The organism is Oerskovia flava (genome assembly GCF_026163685.1).
Lineage (GTDB): Bacteria > Actinomycetota > Actinomycetes > Actinomycetales > Cellulomonadaceae > Oerskovia_A > Oerskovia_A flava.
Map to the genome: position 1 here is coordinate 235,050 of NZ_JAOXSR010000003.1, position 15,789 is coordinate 250,838.

The following is a 15,789-nucleotide window of genomic DNA, read 5'->3' on the forward strand; positions in this document are numbered from 1 at the left end:
CAGGGTGATGGAGAGAGGTACGTATGCTCCGCAGGTTGAGCGTTCGCGGGAAGATCCTTGCGGCTCTCGCCGTGCCCGTCCTCGTCCTCTTCGTCGCCGCCGCGATCATCTCCGCGCAGGCGATCAACGACGCCCGGGTCGCGAACCAGGTGAGCTCCCTCGTGGAGGCCCTGGCCGTGCAGGACACCGCGGGCAGGGCTCTCGCCGCGGAGCGTGGCGCGTCGATGCTGGCGGCGTCGAACGTCGACGGTGCCGACGACCTGGTCGTCGAGGCGCGTGCCGCCACCGACCAGGCGCTCGCCCAGCGTGACCGGCGCTTCCGGGACCTGGACACGTCCGCGCTCGACGCCCGCGTCGGTGAGGCGCTCGACCGGACGCTCGCGGACGTCGACGAGCTCGACGTGCTGCGCACCCAGATCGACAACCGGTCGAGCCTGGAACTCGCCAGCACGCAGCGGTACTCCGAGTTCATCACGAACGCACTGCGTGTTCAGGAGCTCCTCGCGGAGACGTCCGGCAACCGTGAGGTCGCGCAGTACCTGACGACGTACACCTCCGTGAACCTCATGATGGACCAGCTCGCGCTCGAGCGCCCGTTCTACGGGCTGCTCATGGCCTCGGCGCAGCGCGGCCAGCTCACGCCGACCTCGTCGCTGCGTGGTGCGACGACGGTCGTGCGCGGCTACGAGCTGAACAACGACGCGCGGCTGGCGGTCGAGGCGCTGCGGCTCGAGGACGCACGTCTGCCCCTGCCGCCCGCCAGCTACACGACGGTCCGCACCAACATCGGCAGCCAGGCACCGCAGGCGGTGCCCGCCACCAACCGGGACGCGTGGGACGAGACCGCGACCGAGTACCTCAACGAGGTCACCCCGGTCCGCGACACGATCCGCCAGGCGTCGGTGGAGCGTGTCTCGGAGGTGGCCTCCGCCGAGGTCACCCGGACCGCCCTGACGATCATCTTCACCCTGCTGGCGGTCGTCGCGTCCGTCGTCATCGCGGGTCTGATCTCGCGCGGCATCGTGAACCCGCTGCGTCGTCTGACGAGCGCCGCGGCCGACGTCCGGCAGGAGCTCCCGAAGCTCGTCGAGCAGGTCGCCGTGCCGGGTCAGGGACCGGGCATCAGCCTGGCCCCGATCACCGTCGAGTCCAACGACGAGGTCGGCCAGCTCGCGGCCGCGTTCAACGACGTGAACACCACGACCATCCAGGTCGCCCGCGAGCAGGCCGCTCTGCGTGGCTCGATCGCCGAGATGTTCGTCAACGTCGCCCGCCGCGACCAGGTGCTCCTCAACCGCCAGCTCGCGTTCCTCGACGACCTCGAGCGGTCCGAGGAAGACCCGAACACCCTGTCGAACCTCTTCCGCCTCGACCACCTCGCGACCCGGATGCGACGCAACGCGGAGTCGCTGCTGGTCCTCGCGGGGATCGACTCGGGTCGTCGTGTCCGCCAGCCCATGCCGGCCTCGGACGTCATCCGTACGGCGTCCTCCGAGATCGAGCTGTACGACCGGGTCCGTCTGAACCTGGCCATCGACCCGCTGATGCTCGGGCACAACGCCCTGAACGCCGCGCACCTCATCGCCGAGCTCCTCGAGAACGCGACGATGTTCTCCGAGCCGCACACCCCGGTCGAGGTCTCCACGGCCCGCGACGACCGCTACGTGAAGGTGGTCGTGCGCGACCACGGCCTCGGGATGACCGCCGAGGAGATCGTGGACGCCAACCGGAAGGTCGCGACGCACGCAGCCTCCGAGATCGTCGGTGCGCAGCGCCTCGGGCTCTACGTGGTCGGTCGACTGGCCGAGCGTCTCGGGGCGAACGTGGTCTTCACCGCCGGCTCCGACGGCACCGGAACCGAGGTCACGGTCAACTTCCCCGCCGCGCTGTTCGTCCCCGACTCCAACGTGCCGCTCCCACAGCCGACCGACCCGCTGGAGACCGCGACGCAGTCGGCCGTCCAGCAGCGTGGCGCCGCGCCCGCGCCCGCCCCCGCTCCGGTGGCAGGTCCGCCGACGGCCACGACGCCCGTGGTGGAGCCCGAGGCGCCCGTCGCCGTGCCGGTCGACCTCGACGCGCTCACGGACGGTACGACGCAGACAGGCATGCCGCGCCGTCGCTCGCGCGGTGTGGACCCGGCAGGCTCGGCCCCGAGCGCGTCGTTCGCCCAGGGTCCGCAGACCGGGGCGATCGTCCTCCCGCCTCTCGCGACGCCGTCGCTCCCCGCCGACCTTCCGGTGGCCGACGACGCGTGGACCCCGCCCGAGGACGTCACCCCCGCCGACCCCGCGCTCCCGAACCGCGCGCTCCCGAGCCGTCGACGCCCGGCCGAGGCCGACAGCGCCGCGGCGCCGACTCTGCCGCCGGCCCCGGAGTCGAGCGAGATCCCGGTGCTGGACGTCAGCACGCGCAGCGCCTTGTTCTCGAGCTTCCGGTCGCTCGCCGACCTGGACGCCCCGGCGGCGAACCCGGTCGAGCTTGAGGCGGCACCCGAGGTGGGCGCCTCCGACATCGTCGTCCCGGACTTCGTCCCGGACTCCGACTCGTGGGCGCCGACGTTCTCGATCGGCAGCGGCGGTCCGCTCGGACAGGGCGCCGACCCGGCGACCGCGCACGGCGAGGGTTCGGGTGACGCTTCCGTGGAGCCGGATCAGTACCCCGCCACGCAGCCGCTGGACGATGACACGCGGACCATGGAGCCCGTCGCGCCGTCGCCGGAGGGCTCGCAGCAGGAGTCGTACGAGCCGCAGGCGTACGCGCCCGAGGCGTACGTCCCCACGGAGAACGCTCACGCCGCACCGCAGGCCGAGCAGGCCGGGTGGCAGCCCGCGGAGCAGGTCGGCTGGCAGCCGGAGCAGGCGCCGGGAGGCTACGACGACCTCGTGAGCGGTGTTCCGGACACGGCGGCCTACGATGCCGACGCGTCCCCTCGCGAGCAGGCGGCGCCGACCGCGACGCCGGCACAGGGTGTCCCGCACGCCCAGCAGTCGTCCGTGCCCGAGGTGGCTCACGAGACGGCCGCTCCTCAGGAGCCCGCTCGTGAGGAGATCCCCGAGGAACTGACGTTCGAGGCGCTCCCGAAGTTCGAGGAGCTGATGGCGGACCTGCCGACCCGTAGGTCCCTGCGGGAGAGCGCGACCCGCAAGCGCGGGCTGTTCGGGCGTCGCGCCCGCCCGGTCGCGACCCGGACCGAGCCCGGCGCTCCTCCGGCCACGGTGACTCCTCGCCCGCCGGCCGGGCAGCCCTACGCACCGCAGGCACCCGTGCAGCAGCCATCCGCCCCGCAAGCACCTGCCGCAGCGGCGCCCGCTGCGCAGGCACCCACGGCCGGCCCGGCACGGGCGAGTGCGTTCTCGACCGCGCCGAGGACCTTCGCGCCGCCGACCGAGGCGTACTCGCCGCAGTTCGCGCCGCCGGACACTCCCGCCGACGTGCCTGCCGCGCCCGTCGAGCGCAGTGCACAGACCCCTGCGCCCGCCTCGAACGGGCAGCCGTGGGAGCCGCGACGACCGGGCTCCGTCGGGCAGCAGCAGCCGAACCCTTACGACGCCTTCCTGGGTTCCGGGGGCTCGGGGAACGCAGACGCTGCGACCCGGGCTCCGGCTGCTGCACCTGCCGAGCCAGGCGCCCCGGCTCCGGACCTCGCCGGTGGCTCGGCTCCGCTGGCCCGTCGCCAGCCGCGCGACGGGCTGCAGCCGCTCGACCCTACCTACGTCTCCGACTCGGTCGAGGCGCGCTCGGACTGGATGGCGTCCGCCGTCCTGTACGAGGAGATGTCCACCCTGCTGAGCAGCACCGACGACCTCCAGGACTCGACGTTGGGCGACCAGAACCACTCGTACCGGCCCGAGACGATTGCCACGGCCGGCGGCGGCCTGGCGCGGAGAGCTCGCAGCGGGCCGAGCGACGACTACGTCGACCGCTTCACGGCGCGCATCGATCGCGACCCGGAGCAGCTGCGGGCACGTCTCGCGGCGTACCAGTCCGCGACCGCCCGCGGTCGTGTCGAGGCCGGCGACGAGACGGGCTCGACGTGGGACACCCAGACCGTGGATCATGTCCCTGACTCAGCGCCGCAGTCGCGGTGAACGAACAACTCGCCAACTGCGGCAACTGACTAGGAGGAAGTGTGAACGCGCTCAGCACCGAAGCAACCAATTTCGGGTGGCTGCTCGACAACTTCGTGCGCACGGTGCCGGGAAGTCGACACACCCTGGTGGTGTCGGCGGACGGCCTGCTCATGGCGATGTCCGACCAGCTCGATCGCACGAGCGGTGACCAGCTCGCCGCGATCGTCTCCGGGATGTCGAGCCTCACCCGAGGCGCCGCCCGGCACCTCAACGGCGGGAACGTCCGTCAGTCCATCATCGAGATGGACAACGGCTTCCTGTTCCTCATGAACGTCTCGAACGGGTCGGTGCTGGGCGTGGTCGCCGAGGCGAACTGCGACATCGGCCTGATCGGCTACGAGATGGCTCTGCTCGTCTCCCGGACCGAGGCGACACTGACGCCTCAGTTGATCTCGGAGATGCGCGGTAGCCTGCCTGTTGACGGAGCAACACGAGCCCCGGTGGGATGAGGTCTGATCGATGACGAACGCTCCTTTTGGCAGCCTGGGTGCACACAGCGCTGACTCGTACGAGGCGTCGACGGTGCGCCCCTACGCGGTCACCGGCGGACGTGTGCGCTCGGCGACGTCCGACCTGCCGCTCGAGGCCCTCGTCGAGGTCATGCCGGGTGCCGTGAACAGCTTCGGGCTACCGCCCGAGAAGCGGGCCATCCTCCAGCATGCCGCGCACACGTACGTCTCGATCGCGGAGCTGTCGGCGCTGCTGCGCCTGCCGCTCGGTGTGACGCGGATCCTGGTCGCGGACCTCGCGGACGACAACTACCTGACCGTGCACACCTCGACCCCGCTGAACGTCCACACCGGACATGGCAGCAGCAACTCGGGTCTGTCCCTGAGCGTCTTGGAGAGTGTTCTCAATGGCATTTCCACCCTCTGACGGTGCGACCGGTCAGCCGCGGAACGCTGGCCAGGCGCCCGGGGTGATCCACTCGGTGCCCAACGGCCCTGGTGCGCCGATGGCGCGGCAGAGCAGCGTTCTCGGCGGCGGTGCACAGCAGCCGCCCCAGGCGCAGCAGCAGGCACCCCAGCAAGCCCAGCAGCCGACACCCCAACAGGCGCCGGCACGGCCGCAGCAGTACCCCCAGGGCGTTCCTGCTCAGCAGGCGCAGCAGCCGACGCCGCAGCAGCCGGTGACGGCCGCGCCGGTCGCCGTGCAGCGGCCCGCGTCCGCGCAGCCGGCACCCGGCCAGCCCCGCACGGCGCCGACCGTCGTGAAGATCGTCGTCGCCGGTGGTTTCGCGGTCGGCAAGACGACCTTCATCGGCTCCATCTCGGACATCGAGCCGCTGAACACCGAGGCCGCCATGACGGAGCACTCGGTGGGCGTCGACGACGCCGGCGGAGTGTCCGACCGCAAGACCACCACGACGGTCGCGATGGACTTCGGCCGGATCGAGCTCCCGGGTTCGCTGTGGCTCTACCTGTTCGGCACCCCGGGGCAGGACCGCTTCCTGTTCATGTGGGACGACCTGGTGCGCGGTGCCATCGGTGCCGTCGTGCTCGTGGACACCGATCGCCTCGAGCAGTGCTTCCCGGCCATCGACTACTTCGAGTCGCGCAACATCCCGTTCGTGGTCGGGGTGAACTGCTTCGACGGCGTCGCCAAGCACAAGCTGGACGACGTCCGCGAGGCTTTGCAGATTCCCGCGCACGTGCCCATGCTGTACACGGACGCACGGTCGCGCGCGGCGACGAAGCAGACGCTCATCTCGCTCGTGCAGCTCGCGATGCGTCAGCTGCGCTCCGGCGCCGCCTGAGGTCTCGTCGCACACACCGTCCGCCGCGTGCCAGAATGTGCGACGGAGCCGGCTGCGTCACGTCGCGGTCCGGCCGGGAGGGCTGACAGAGCGGCCTAATGTGACGGTCTTGAAAACCGTTGTGCGGCAACGCACCGGGGGTTCGAATCCCTCGCCCTCCGCCGTGAGATGAGGTCGAGGCATCGCCACGCGATGCCCGGTGTCATCGGTGATACTGACGAGAGCTCGGCCATCGGCCGGGCTCTTGTTCGTGGTGCGGGGCTCGCTCACCGTCGTCGAGGTCCCCGGAGACGGGCCCGCGGGACTGAGCACCTGACGACGTCGGGCCCTCGGTCCGTGGTGGAACGGGCGGGGGACCGGGATCATGGACCCGTGAGCACCCAGGGAAGCGAGAGGGGGCGCGGCCCTGACGAGTCCGCGCTGGAGCCGGTCGAGCTCATCCGACAGTCGGGCACGGTGCTGCGGATCGGGAGGTTGGCGCTCTCGGCGGGTACGGGCTCCTACCGCGTGAAGTCCCACATGGCGCGGACTGGCAGGGCGTTGGGCCTCGATCGGATCGCCGCGCACGTGACCCTCACGGAGATCACCGCGACGTCCTACCGGGGGCCGATCTTCCGTACCGAGGTCGCGGAGGTGCGCAATGTCGGGATCAACGCCGACCGGCTCGCCCGCCTCGAGCTGCTCGCGTCGAGCCTGCCGGCACGCGCGTCCTCTCGGGACGTGGACGCGGCGCTGGACGACATCGCTGCGCGCCCCCCGCTCTACGGGGTCCTGCTGAACGCCTTGTGGGCCGCACTGGCCTGCGCGGCGTTCGCGTTCCTCAACAACGGTGGCGTCGTGGAGTGCGGTGCCGTGCTCGTCGCGGCGGGACTCGGCCAGATGGTGCGCCGGACCATGATGCACCGGGGCATCAACCAGTTCGGGGTGACGATGCTCGCCGCGGCCGTCGCGAGCATCGTGTACCTGCTGGTGGTGCTCGGCCTGGGCGAGCTCGCCGGCGTCGAGGGCGGTCACGAGGCGGGCTACGTCTCCGCGGTCCTGTTCCTCGTCCCGGGCTTCGCCCTGGTGACAGGAGCCCTGGACCTCGCGAAGCTCGACTTCTCGGCGGGCATCGCACGCCTGACCTACGCGCTGATGATCCTCGCGTCGGCGGCGCTGGCGGTGTGGGCGGTCTCCGCGGTCGCGGGGTTGCAACCGGACCCGCCGCCACCGCCCGTCCTCGACGAGACGCTCCTGCTGGCGCTGCGTGCGGTCGCGAGCCTCGTCGGGGTGCTGGGCTTCGCGCTCATGTTCAACAGCCCCTGGCGGATGGCGCTCGGTGCGGCGGGCGTCGGGATGCTGGCGAACGTCGGGCGCCTCGCCCTGCTCGACGTCGGTCTGGTCCCGCAGGCCGCCGCGGCGGCGGCCGCGCTCGCCGTGGGTCTGCTCACCGCGCTGGTCGCGCCCGCGCTGCGGGTGCCTCGTATCACGGTGTCGGTGCCCGCCGTCGTCATCATGGTGCCGGGCGTCACCGCCTACCGGGCGGTGTACGAGTTCAACAGCGGCGAGACGGCACAGGCCCTGGGGTACGCGGTGGACGCCGGCCTGGTCATCGTCGCGCTGTCGATCGGCCTCGCCGTGGCCCGGATGCTCACCGACCGGACATGGACCTTTGAGCGCTGACGTCCGAGCGCTTTTGCTCCGCGCGCCGATGGACGGGTACCCTGTCGAAGCGCCGTAGGTTGGGACTCGTTCGAGCCGCTGCGCGAGGAGACGTCGCATAGTCAGGTCTAGTGCGCCACCCTGCTAAGGTGGTAACGGGGCAACCCGTTCGAGGGTTCAAATCCCTCCGTCTCCGCTCAGGAAGGTCCCGGCCGCGCAGAGCCCGGGGCCTTTTCTGTTGCCCGACAACCTCTCCGTTCAGGCCGGTTGCTCGACCACCGAGCGCACCACGAACCGTGAAGACGCCGCGCCGGCGAGCACCAGGCCCGTCGCGGCGGCGACGCTCAGGAGGAACTGGACGACGACGCCGACGTTCTGGAACGTGCTGAACCCGAGCACCGGGACCATGAACATCAGCACGGCGGCGGTCGAGACCCCGACGCTCGTGGCGAGCGGGATGACGGTCTCGCGCATGCGTGCCGCGTGGAGCGTAGCGGCGTCCGTGCCGGCGAGGACGAGGGTGCGGTACTCGCCCCGCTGGTCGATCACCCGACCGGCCTGCATCACACCCGTCGAGACGGCTGCGAGCACGCCGGCGATCGCGAGCGTGAGGAACCCGCCGGTCTTCACGTCGGTGAGGAGCTCGATCTCGGCGGGGTCGCCGCCCGTTCCCGGGTCGAACAGCGCGAAGATGCTCGTGAGACCGGCGATGAAGGTCGCGAGCGCGACACCGCCGACGGACCGCCACGCGGTCTTGGGGCTGTCGACGATGCGCCGGCCGGCGAGCAGCGTGGGGACGCGACGAGCCCGGCGCGCGGCGATCTTGCCGATCAGCCAGATGACGAACGGTCCGACGACGTTGAGGGTCGCGAACCCGATGACGAGGATCATCACGAGCACGGTGATCGCGACCGCGCTGGAGCCGAACGACACGTTCGTGGCGACGATCATCGCCACGAAGGCGACGCCGATCGTCAGGAGCCTCAGCGCCTTCATCCCCGGGGGTGTGACGCGTGCGGCGACCCCGAGCGGGGTGATGGCCACCCGGCGCAGGGAGGCCATGGCGGAGACCAGCGCGACGAGCACGACACCCAGCGCCGCGAGGAGCAGGGTGGGGACGCCGACCCACAGCTCCCCGAGGTCGAAGGTGCGCCCCTGGAAGCGCAGCCGGGCGACGAGCGGCAGGAGCGCGCCGTACCCCGCGATGCCGGCGAGCGCGCCCGTGAGCGCCTGAGCGCTGGCGTCGAGCACCGTGAGGGTCGCGACCTGGCGGGTCGTGGCGCCGGCCAGGCGCAGGGACGCGAGCCGGGCGTCGCGGCGTGCCACGGCGAGCCGTGCGGCCGCGCCCCCGAGGGTGATGAGCGGGACGAGGAGTAGCAGCGCGGCGATGGCGGCGAACATCGGGTACTGGGTGGCGTTGTCCGTGTAGGTGCCGCTGAGGCCCTCGGTCATCCCGTCGACGCCGCCGGCGCGCGCGAGGAACGCCCCGAAGCCGCCGATCACCACCAGCAGGACGGCGGTGGTGACGGCGAACGCGACGACGGCCAGGACGCTGGTCAGCTTCTGCGGGTCGCGGGCGTCCGCGCTCCGGCGGCGCAGCAGCCACCACAGGTCGAGGGTTCTCATCGGGCGACCTCCCGGTTGCTGGTGCCGGGTGCGTGGTACTCGCCCGCGACGAGGCCGTCGCGCATCGTGACGGTGCGCGAGCAGTGCCGGGCGACGCCGGCGTCGTGCGTGACGATCACGAGCGCGGCACCGGACGACCTCGCCGCGGTGGTGAGCACCGAGAGGACCTCGTTGCCGGTGGCCTGGTCGAGCGCCCCGGTGGGCTCGTCGGCGAACACGACGCCGGGAGAGCCGACCAGCGCCCGCGCGATCGCTACGCGCTGCGCCTGGCCGCCCGAGAGCTCGCCGGGTCGGCGGTCTTCCATCCCCGCGAGGCCGAGGTGCGCGAGCCAGCCGGCGGCGGCCCGGGTCGCCTCCTGGCGGGACGTGCCGCCCAGCATGAGCGGCAGCGCTGCGTTCTCGACGGCCGGCAGCTCGGGCAGGAGCTGGCCCGACTGGAACACGAAGCCGAAGTCCTGGCGGCGCAACGCCGTGCGACGGGTCTCGCCGAGGGTCGTGATGTCGGTACCGCGCCACGCGACCGTGCCGGACGTGGGCGTGACGATGCCGGCGAGGCAGTGCAGGAGCGTCGTCTTGCCGGACCCGGACGGGCCCATGATCGCGACCGACTCGCCGGGCGCCACCGTGAGGCTCACCCCGGCGAGCGCGTGGGTCGCGGTCGGACCCGTGCCGTAGACCTTCGTCAGGCCGGACGCGACGAGCGCGGAGTGCTGCGGGGGTGGGGGAGCGGTGGTGGGCGTCATGTGTCCAGCCTGTCCCGGGAAGGCGGGGTGGCGCGTCGGGCCGTGGTCTGGACCTGCCCGACGTCGGCTCCGCCCCTGGGTGGAGCGCCGTGTGCACCCAGCGGCGTAGGTGGTGGGCGTCACGCCTATCGGTTTGGGTTGGCGGCGCGGACACGGTAGTCTTCTCGACGGCCGGTGAGTGATCGGCGGCCATCGCAGGACCAGCGCCCGTAGCTCAACGGATAGAGCATCTGACTACGGATCAGAAGGTTGGGGGTTCGAATCCCTCCGGGCGCACAGCAGAAGCCCCCGAACCGCAACGGTTCGGGGGCTTCGTCGTTCTCGGCCCGACGGATCCTGCAGCAATCCGTGGAGCAGCTCCCCCGGCCCGGGTCGCCGGGGGCGGCGGTCGGTTCGCAAACGACCACCGGACTCCACGAATGTCATCGCAAGAGAAGCGATCCACGGGTCAGGCGACCGAACGTTCATCGCGACGGAGAAGTTCCACGCGATCACGGCCCCGACGGGGTCGGTGCGACCTGATGCCCAGGTCGACGTGACGTCAGTCGTCGTCCTCCGCCAGTGATCGCAGGAGTGCGGGGAGCGCGATCGCCAGCGCTTCCTGCTCCCGTGCGCTGAGCCTGTCGAGCATTCGGCGGTGTCGGTCGAGCATGGCCTGCTCGACCGTGGCCGCGGCGGCCTGGCCTGCGGCGGTCAGGGCGACGATCTTGATCCGGCGGTTCTCCGGGGCCGGTGACCTGCTGACCCACCCCTTGGTGTGCAGACCGTCGACCAAGCGGCTGATGGTGCTCTTCTCGAGCCCGAGGAGCTGCCCGAGCTCGTGCTGGCTCAGCGGCCGCTCCTGGAGCCGGGTGAGGGCCAGCGCCTCGGACACCGAGGCGTCCACGCCGGCCGAGACCCCCGAGGAGTCGAGCAGCCCGCGGAACTGCACCAGCCGACGCAGTCCCTGGTCGAGCTGGTGCAACATCTCGGTGTGCATACGCCTCCTTCAATAGTTGTTCCATGCAACCATGACGGATACTCTTCGCGGTGACAGTTGCACTGTACAACAATGAGCGGAGACAGATCTCGTGAACTCACCTGCACCTCGATTCTGGTGGCCGACCCTGTGGAGCACCACGGCGACCACCGCACTCGTGACCATCCACCACGTCTTCCGGCTCGGTCCGGAGCTCATCGTCCCCGGCCTGCTGCTCGTCGCGCTCCCGATCCTGCTCCTGCTCTGGATGCGCGCGCGGGGCAGCCTCCTCGCCACCGGACTCCTCGGTGCGCTCGTCGCCCTGATGTTCTTCTGGTTCGGCATCGTCGACGGGGTGATCGACCACGTGTTCAAGGCCGTCGGCCTGGAGCACGTGACGCTGCTTCCCGGTGGGGGCGCCGAGGTCGTCGCGACGTACTACTCGCTCGGCTCGACCTCGGCGAGCGCGGCGTTCTACGAGGGCACCGGCGTCGTCCAGGCCGTCGCCAGCATGGTGATGCTCGGTGTCGCGGCAGCTCTCGTGGCCTCGCAGGTCACGACGCGTCGCCGGGGGTCCGGGCGGGTCGCTGATCCGCGATCGGGCACGTCGCGGGCGAGGACGAAGCGATGGGTCGAGCAGGGCGTCCGTGTGCGGTTCTCACGAGATCCTCACGTCCGGGCAGCCACACGGCTCGGCCTGGCACGTACTCTTGCGGCCATGGTGGTGCAGGGCGTGACCCGATGGGCCTGGAGCGAGTCTCGACGCGTCGGAGCTCCGCCGTCGTCGGTCGCGACGGGCCCGTCGTGGGTGGTGCCCCTGGTGCTGGACGACGCGGGCGGGCACGAGGGCTCGGTCGCCGCGGCCTGCACGGCGGCCGTCCGAGCGGTCCGAGGTCATGGCGCCCATCCCGCGTGGGAGCCGTGGCGCCACCGCCGCGCCGTGTCGGTCCTGCGGGCCGCACCTCGCGCGCTGGACGGCGTCGCCCGCCTCGCGGCGCAGCACGACGCCCCGCGCGGCTACGGCCGCACCCCCTCGGGAAGGGCGCTCGTGCTCGCACCTGCGCGCCCGGAGCTGCTGCCGGAGCCCCTGGTGTCCCTGCCGTCGGGCGAGATCACCCGGCCGCGGCACGGGCTCGTCCCCACGGACCGTGGGCTCGCGCTCGTGGTCAGCACCGAGCTGAGCACGACGGCCGCCGTCCGCGCCGCCGTCCAGGCAGCCTCGGCGTGGGCGAGCGTCGTGCCGTCCGACGAGCTCGATGCCTGGTCGGCGGATGTCGTCGTCGCCGTCCACGTCGTCCCCCCGCGCGACGTCGTGCGCGCGTACCTCGAGCACGTCGAGACCGCCCACCACGCCCCGCCCGTGGTCGGCCCGTCCGGGTCCGGGCCGAGCGTCGTCCTCCTGCCGCCCGCGTCGAGACGTCCTCGCCGGGCCCGCTGAGCGGGTGACTTTTCCGACCTGGACGCCAGTCCGTTTGGGCCGGGCGCTGCCGATGTGTCACCGTGGGGTCCTGACCTGCGCGGACGAGGCAGTCCGCCGTCAGGGGATCGGACCTCCGTGAAGTTGGACGCTCGTCCGAAATGCAGATTTTCTTCTATTGTGTGACCCTTCTCCCATGGTGTGGGTTGTCGTGGGGTGGGCGCTTCTCGTGATCGGTGCCACCGTGGCGATCACGGTGGTCCGGCGCGCACGTCGGCACGGGTCGACCGGGGCCGAGGGTATGGCCATCGGGTGCGGCGGCGGACTGGCGATCTGGGGCGGGATCATCGTCGTCGTCGCGACCGTCCTCAACACCCCGGGCTGAGTGCCCCGCCGCGCGCCGTCGCACTTCCCACCCGTGCGACGGAGGTCGCGAGGAACCCTGGTGGAGAACGTGTGACTCTGGCGCGTGTGCACAGGTCGGGAGCAGGTCCCCGGGTCACGATGGCGGGACGTCGATGGCCGGGCCGGGACGGCGGCCCGTGCGAGACGCGACCCGGGAGGCGACATGACCGACCTGCTCCGCACACGGCGGCAACGGCGTTCGGCGGCCAGATCTGCCACGACACCGACCACCGCATCAGAGCCGACAGGGGAGCGGGTCCCCCGCGCCCAGCCCACGCACCCGTTCCTCCCCGTCGCCCGCGGCAGCTCCTCCTCTACGGACACGTGGGTGCAGGCGCTCGTCGTGGCCGACGACGGTGATCACCTCGCGACCCTGCGCACCGCCGCGACGGCGACCCTCGCACTGCACCTGGCGACGATCACCCACCCCGGCTGGGCGACCGACGCGCTCGACCTGTGGCTGTGCCGGGCAGGGCGAGGCCACCTGGCCGCGCTGGGCGACGTCGCGACCGAGGCCTCCGTGCCGCACCGGGTCGTGACGGCCCGCCGCGCCGCCGTGCTTGCGCTGCCCCCCGCGCCCGCGCAGGGCCTGCCGCCCGACATCGCGCGCCTGCTCGTCCCGGACCTCGACCTGCGGCACGGTCGCGCACTCCCCGACGGGGCGGCCGAGGACGTGCGGGTCCCCGCTGCGGCCGGGGACGTGCTCCTCTGCGTCGCCGAGGACCTCACGACCGGGCGCGCGTGCGCCGCCGGGATCGGCGCGCTGCGCTCGTTGGTGCGCTCGGGCGGGCTGGACGCCCGGCCGGGCACGACCGTCGCCGTCCACCTGGTCCCTCCCGCCGAGCTGCGGACGGCCGCCGGCGAACCGGGGGCGCACGTCGCGGGGACGCCGGGTACGGGCGCGGTCGCGTTCGCACCCCGGCGCGCACGGCACGCGGGCCGCGGCCCCCGGGCCCGCTGACGCGGCGCGGAAGTCTACGTGCTCGGGGCGCGCGCGCCGTCGGGCACGAGGAACGGCTCCAGGAGGCCAGGCGCCGCCGCGACGGCGAAGGCGAGCGCCTCGTCCGCCTCGATGTCGGGCGCCTCGTAGGTGCCCCACCCCGCGGCGGTCATCGCCGAGACGGTCTTCAGCCCGAGCCTGCGCTGCAGGATCGACTGCCGCAGCGCGATCGTGCTCACCGCGTCGCGGCGCAGCGCCGTCGTCGCCCGTGACGTGAGCCCCGACCGCACGACGAGGTGGTCACCGGAGATCGTGTGCCCGAGCGCCCGGTACGCGACCAGCGCGCCGAGCAGGGCGAGCAGCCAGAGTCCGCCGCCCCACCAGGCGGCGGAGTGCGGGGCCACACCGTTCGTCGCGCACCACCACAGCGCGGCGGTCACGGCCGCGCTCGTGGCGGTCGCCCACCAGAGCCGACGGCGGAGCGCCCCCGCCGGGTGCCGGCGCAGCGGCTCGCCGAAGGGGTCCGGGTCGGCGTCGAGCACGGCGGCCGAGACCGGCAGCGCGACGGAGCGCGGCCCCCGCGGAAGGATGGTCGTCGGCTGGGAGGCCGACCACACGGACAGCCCGGTCGTGATGACGTTCGTGTCGGCCATCCGCATCCAGCGCCAGAGCACCGGCTCGGAGACCGTCACACCCCGCAGCCGCCGGTCGTCGCGGTTGACCTCGCGCGTCGTCAGCAGGCCCTGGCGGGTCCGCAGCTGGGTGCTCTTCTCCCCGGGGACGCGGGCGAGGACAAAGCCCCAGTGGGTCGTGAAGAAGTTGACGGCCATCCCGACCGCTCCGAGCGCACCCGTCGCGAGCAGCGCCACGGCGATGGTCCCGGGCCAGCCGAGGGCCTCCCAGTCGAGCAGCCCTTCGATCCAGCCGGCCGGGTCGAGGCCGAACGTCGAGGTCAGCCAGAACGCGCCCCACAGCAGGCCCGCCGCCATGACGTACGCCCAGATGCTGACCATGTTGTAGACCACCCACCAGGGGCGGAACCGGGCGAAGACCTCGCCCTCCTCGTCGTCGACCGAGGCCGTCGAGATCTCGCTCCCAGTGCCAGTGCCAGTGGCGGGCTCGACCTCCTCGCCCGCGGCGACCGCTGCGGGGACCCGGTGCCCGCCGAGCAGCTCGCGCCGCAGGGCCTCGGCGTCGGCGCGGAGCACGGCGTCGAGCTCCAGGGCCGACTCGCCGGCACTGAGCTGCTGGCCCGCACCGACGAGCACGACGCGCAGCCCCGCGACCCGGTGTCGCAGCCGGGCGGTGACGTCGACGCTGCGGATCCGGTCGCGGCGTACCGAGCGGTAGCGCCGCACGAAGATGCCCGTGCGCCGCTCGACGTAGTCCGGCGTGATGCGGTAGCGCGTGAACACCCACCGGGTCGCGTTGCCGACCGCGCCGAGCACACCGAAGCCACCGACGAGCAGCAGCGGCCACAGGGCGCTCCAGCTCGCCTCGGCCCCGAAGACCAGCACCGCGACCACGGAGGGGGCCAGGGACAGGACGGTCTGCGCGACGTCGACCCAGATCATGCGGTGGTGCAGCCGCTCCCACGGGGTGTCGTCGTGCGCCGCGGCCGGCGTCGAGTCGACCTGCACGGTCTCCGGTTCGCTCACGTCGCGTCCCCGGGAATCTTCTCGGTGATCACGGTCAGCCGCTCGGCGACCTCGGCCGCCACCTCCTTGTCGAGGCCGACGATGCTGATCGCCCCGCTCGAGGATGCCGTCGTCACCCGCAGGGTGGACAGACCGAGCAGCTGCTCGAGGGGGCCCCGCACGGCGTCGACGGTCTGCACGCGCGACAGCGGGGCGACCCGCCACTCCTGGACGATCCACCCGGTCAGCCCGTACACCGCCTCGTCGGTCGTCTCCCACCGGTGCACCGCGAGGCGCACCCGGGGCTCGACGACCACCTTCACCACGGTCCACAGCACCGCGAGGACCAGCGGGACGACCAGCCACGGGCGCGCCGGCACCCACAGCCAGTACCCGACGCCGAGCACGACGGCGACCAGGCCCGTCGTGCACAGCGCCCGCAGCACCCACCAGCGCACGGCGCGCGGGTCGACGGGGTGCTCGGGTGCGCGCAGGCGCCGGGGGGTGTCGGTTCCGGTCGTCGGGCTCGTCTCCAT

At 72.4% G+C, this 15,789-nt stretch carries 13 protein-coding genes and 3 tRNA genes; 11 read left to right on the top strand and 5 right to left on the bottom strand.

Annotated elements, in window-relative coordinates; all coding sequences use genetic code 11:
- The first annotated feature begins 35 nt into the window (after positions 1-35).
- The 7 genes from OHL10_RS08000 to OHL10_RS08030 all read left to right on the top strand — a co-directional run bounded on the left by OHL10_RS08000 (position 36) and on the right by OHL10_RS08030 (position 7,723).
- Positions 36-4,088, top strand: coding sequence for a sensor histidine kinase (locus tag OHL10_RS08000; protein WP_265521671.1), 4,053 nt, complete (start codon positions 36-38; stop codon positions 4,086-4,088).
- A gap of 41 nt (positions 4,089-4,129) precedes the next feature.
- On the top strand, positions 4,130-4,579 hold the full coding sequence (locus tag OHL10_RS08005; RefSeq protein ID WP_265521672.1) for a roadblock/LC7 domain-containing protein: 450 nt from the start codon (positions 4,130-4,132) through the stop codon (positions 4,577-4,579).
- 10 nt (positions 4,580-4,589) lie between these two features.
- Positions 4,590-5,006: a DUF742 domain-containing protein gene (locus OHL10_RS08010; protein ID WP_265521673.1), complete on the top strand. Its 417-nt coding sequence runs from the start codon at positions 4,590-4,592 to the stop codon at positions 5,004-5,006.
- 274 nt (positions 5,007-5,280) lie between these two features.
- On the top strand, positions 5,281-5,886 hold the full coding sequence (locus OHL10_RS08015) for a GTP-binding protein (RefSeq protein ID WP_265521760.1): 606 nt from the start codon (positions 5,281-5,283) through the stop codon (positions 5,884-5,886).
- Between the two features lie 76 nt (positions 5,887-5,962).
- Positions 5,963-6,047, top strand: a tRNA-Ser gene (locus OHL10_RS08020).
- 211 nt (positions 6,048-6,258) lie between these two features.
- Positions 6,259-7,548, top strand: coding sequence for a threonine/serine exporter family protein (locus OHL10_RS08025; protein WP_265521674.1), 1,290 nt, complete (start codon positions 6,259-6,261; stop codon positions 7,546-7,548).
- A gap of 86 nt (positions 7,549-7,634) precedes the next feature.
- Positions 7,635-7,723 (top strand) — tRNA-Ser (locus OHL10_RS08030).
- A gap of 62 nt (positions 7,724-7,785) precedes the next feature.
- Here OHL10_RS08030 and OHL10_RS08035 read toward each other — a convergent pair.
- Positions 7,786-9,153, bottom strand: coding sequence for an FtsX-like permease family protein (locus OHL10_RS08035; protein ID WP_265521675.1), 1,368 nt, complete (start codon positions 9,151-9,153; stop codon positions 7,786-7,788).
- Positions 9,150-9,896, bottom strand: coding sequence for an ABC transporter ATP-binding protein (locus tag OHL10_RS08040; RefSeq protein ID WP_265521676.1), 747 nt, complete (start codon positions 9,894-9,896; stop codon positions 9,150-9,152). Before OHL10_RS08040 ends, OHL10_RS08035 begins: the two co-directional genes overlap by 4 nt.
- Positions 9,897-10,099: 203 nt before the next feature.
- Between OHL10_RS08040 and OHL10_RS08045 the strand changes: the two genes are divergently transcribed.
- Positions 10,100-10,172 (top strand) — tRNA-Arg (locus OHL10_RS08045).
- Between the two features lie 265 nt (positions 10,173-10,437).
- On the opposite strand, the gene OHL10_RS08050 is transcribed toward OHL10_RS08045, so the two are convergent.
- Positions 10,438-10,875 (bottom strand): MarR family transcriptional regulator, encoded by a 438-nt coding sequence (locus OHL10_RS08050; RefSeq protein ID WP_265521677.1) that lies wholly within the window; start codon positions 10,873-10,875, stop codon positions 10,438-10,440.
- 91 nt (positions 10,876-10,966) lie between these two features.
- Between OHL10_RS08050 and OHL10_RS08055 the strand changes: the two genes are divergently transcribed.
- From OHL10_RS08055 to OHL10_RS08065, 3 genes are all read left to right on the top strand, one after another.
- On the top strand, positions 10,967-12,292 hold the full coding sequence (locus OHL10_RS08055) for a hypothetical protein (protein WP_265521678.1): 1,326 nt from the start codon (positions 10,967-10,969) through the stop codon (positions 12,290-12,292).
- Positions 12,293-12,467: 175 nt separating this feature from the next.
- A complete protein-coding gene (locus OHL10_RS08060) occupies positions 12,468-12,656 on the top strand; it encodes a hypothetical protein (protein ID WP_265521679.1) in 189 nt (62 codons plus the stop codon).
- Between the two features lie 348 nt (positions 12,657-13,004).
- Positions 13,005-13,637 (top strand): hypothetical protein, encoded by a 633-nt coding sequence (locus OHL10_RS08065; RefSeq protein ID WP_265521680.1) that lies wholly within the window; start codon positions 13,005-13,007, stop codon positions 13,635-13,637.
- Between the two features lie 14 nt (positions 13,638-13,651).
- Here the strand turns inward: OHL10_RS08065 and OHL10_RS08070 are convergent, their stop codons facing one another.
- Together OHL10_RS08070 and OHL10_RS08075 are read right to left on the bottom strand one after the other, a co-directional pair.
- Positions 13,652-15,274, bottom strand: coding sequence for a PH domain-containing protein (locus tag OHL10_RS08070; RefSeq protein WP_265521681.1), 1,623 nt, complete (start codon positions 15,272-15,274; stop codon positions 13,652-13,654).
- A complete protein-coding gene (locus tag OHL10_RS08075; RefSeq protein ID WP_265521682.1) occupies positions 15,271-15,789 on the bottom strand; it encodes a PH domain-containing protein in 519 nt (172 codons plus the stop codon). Before OHL10_RS08075 ends, OHL10_RS08070 begins: the two co-directional genes overlap by 4 nt.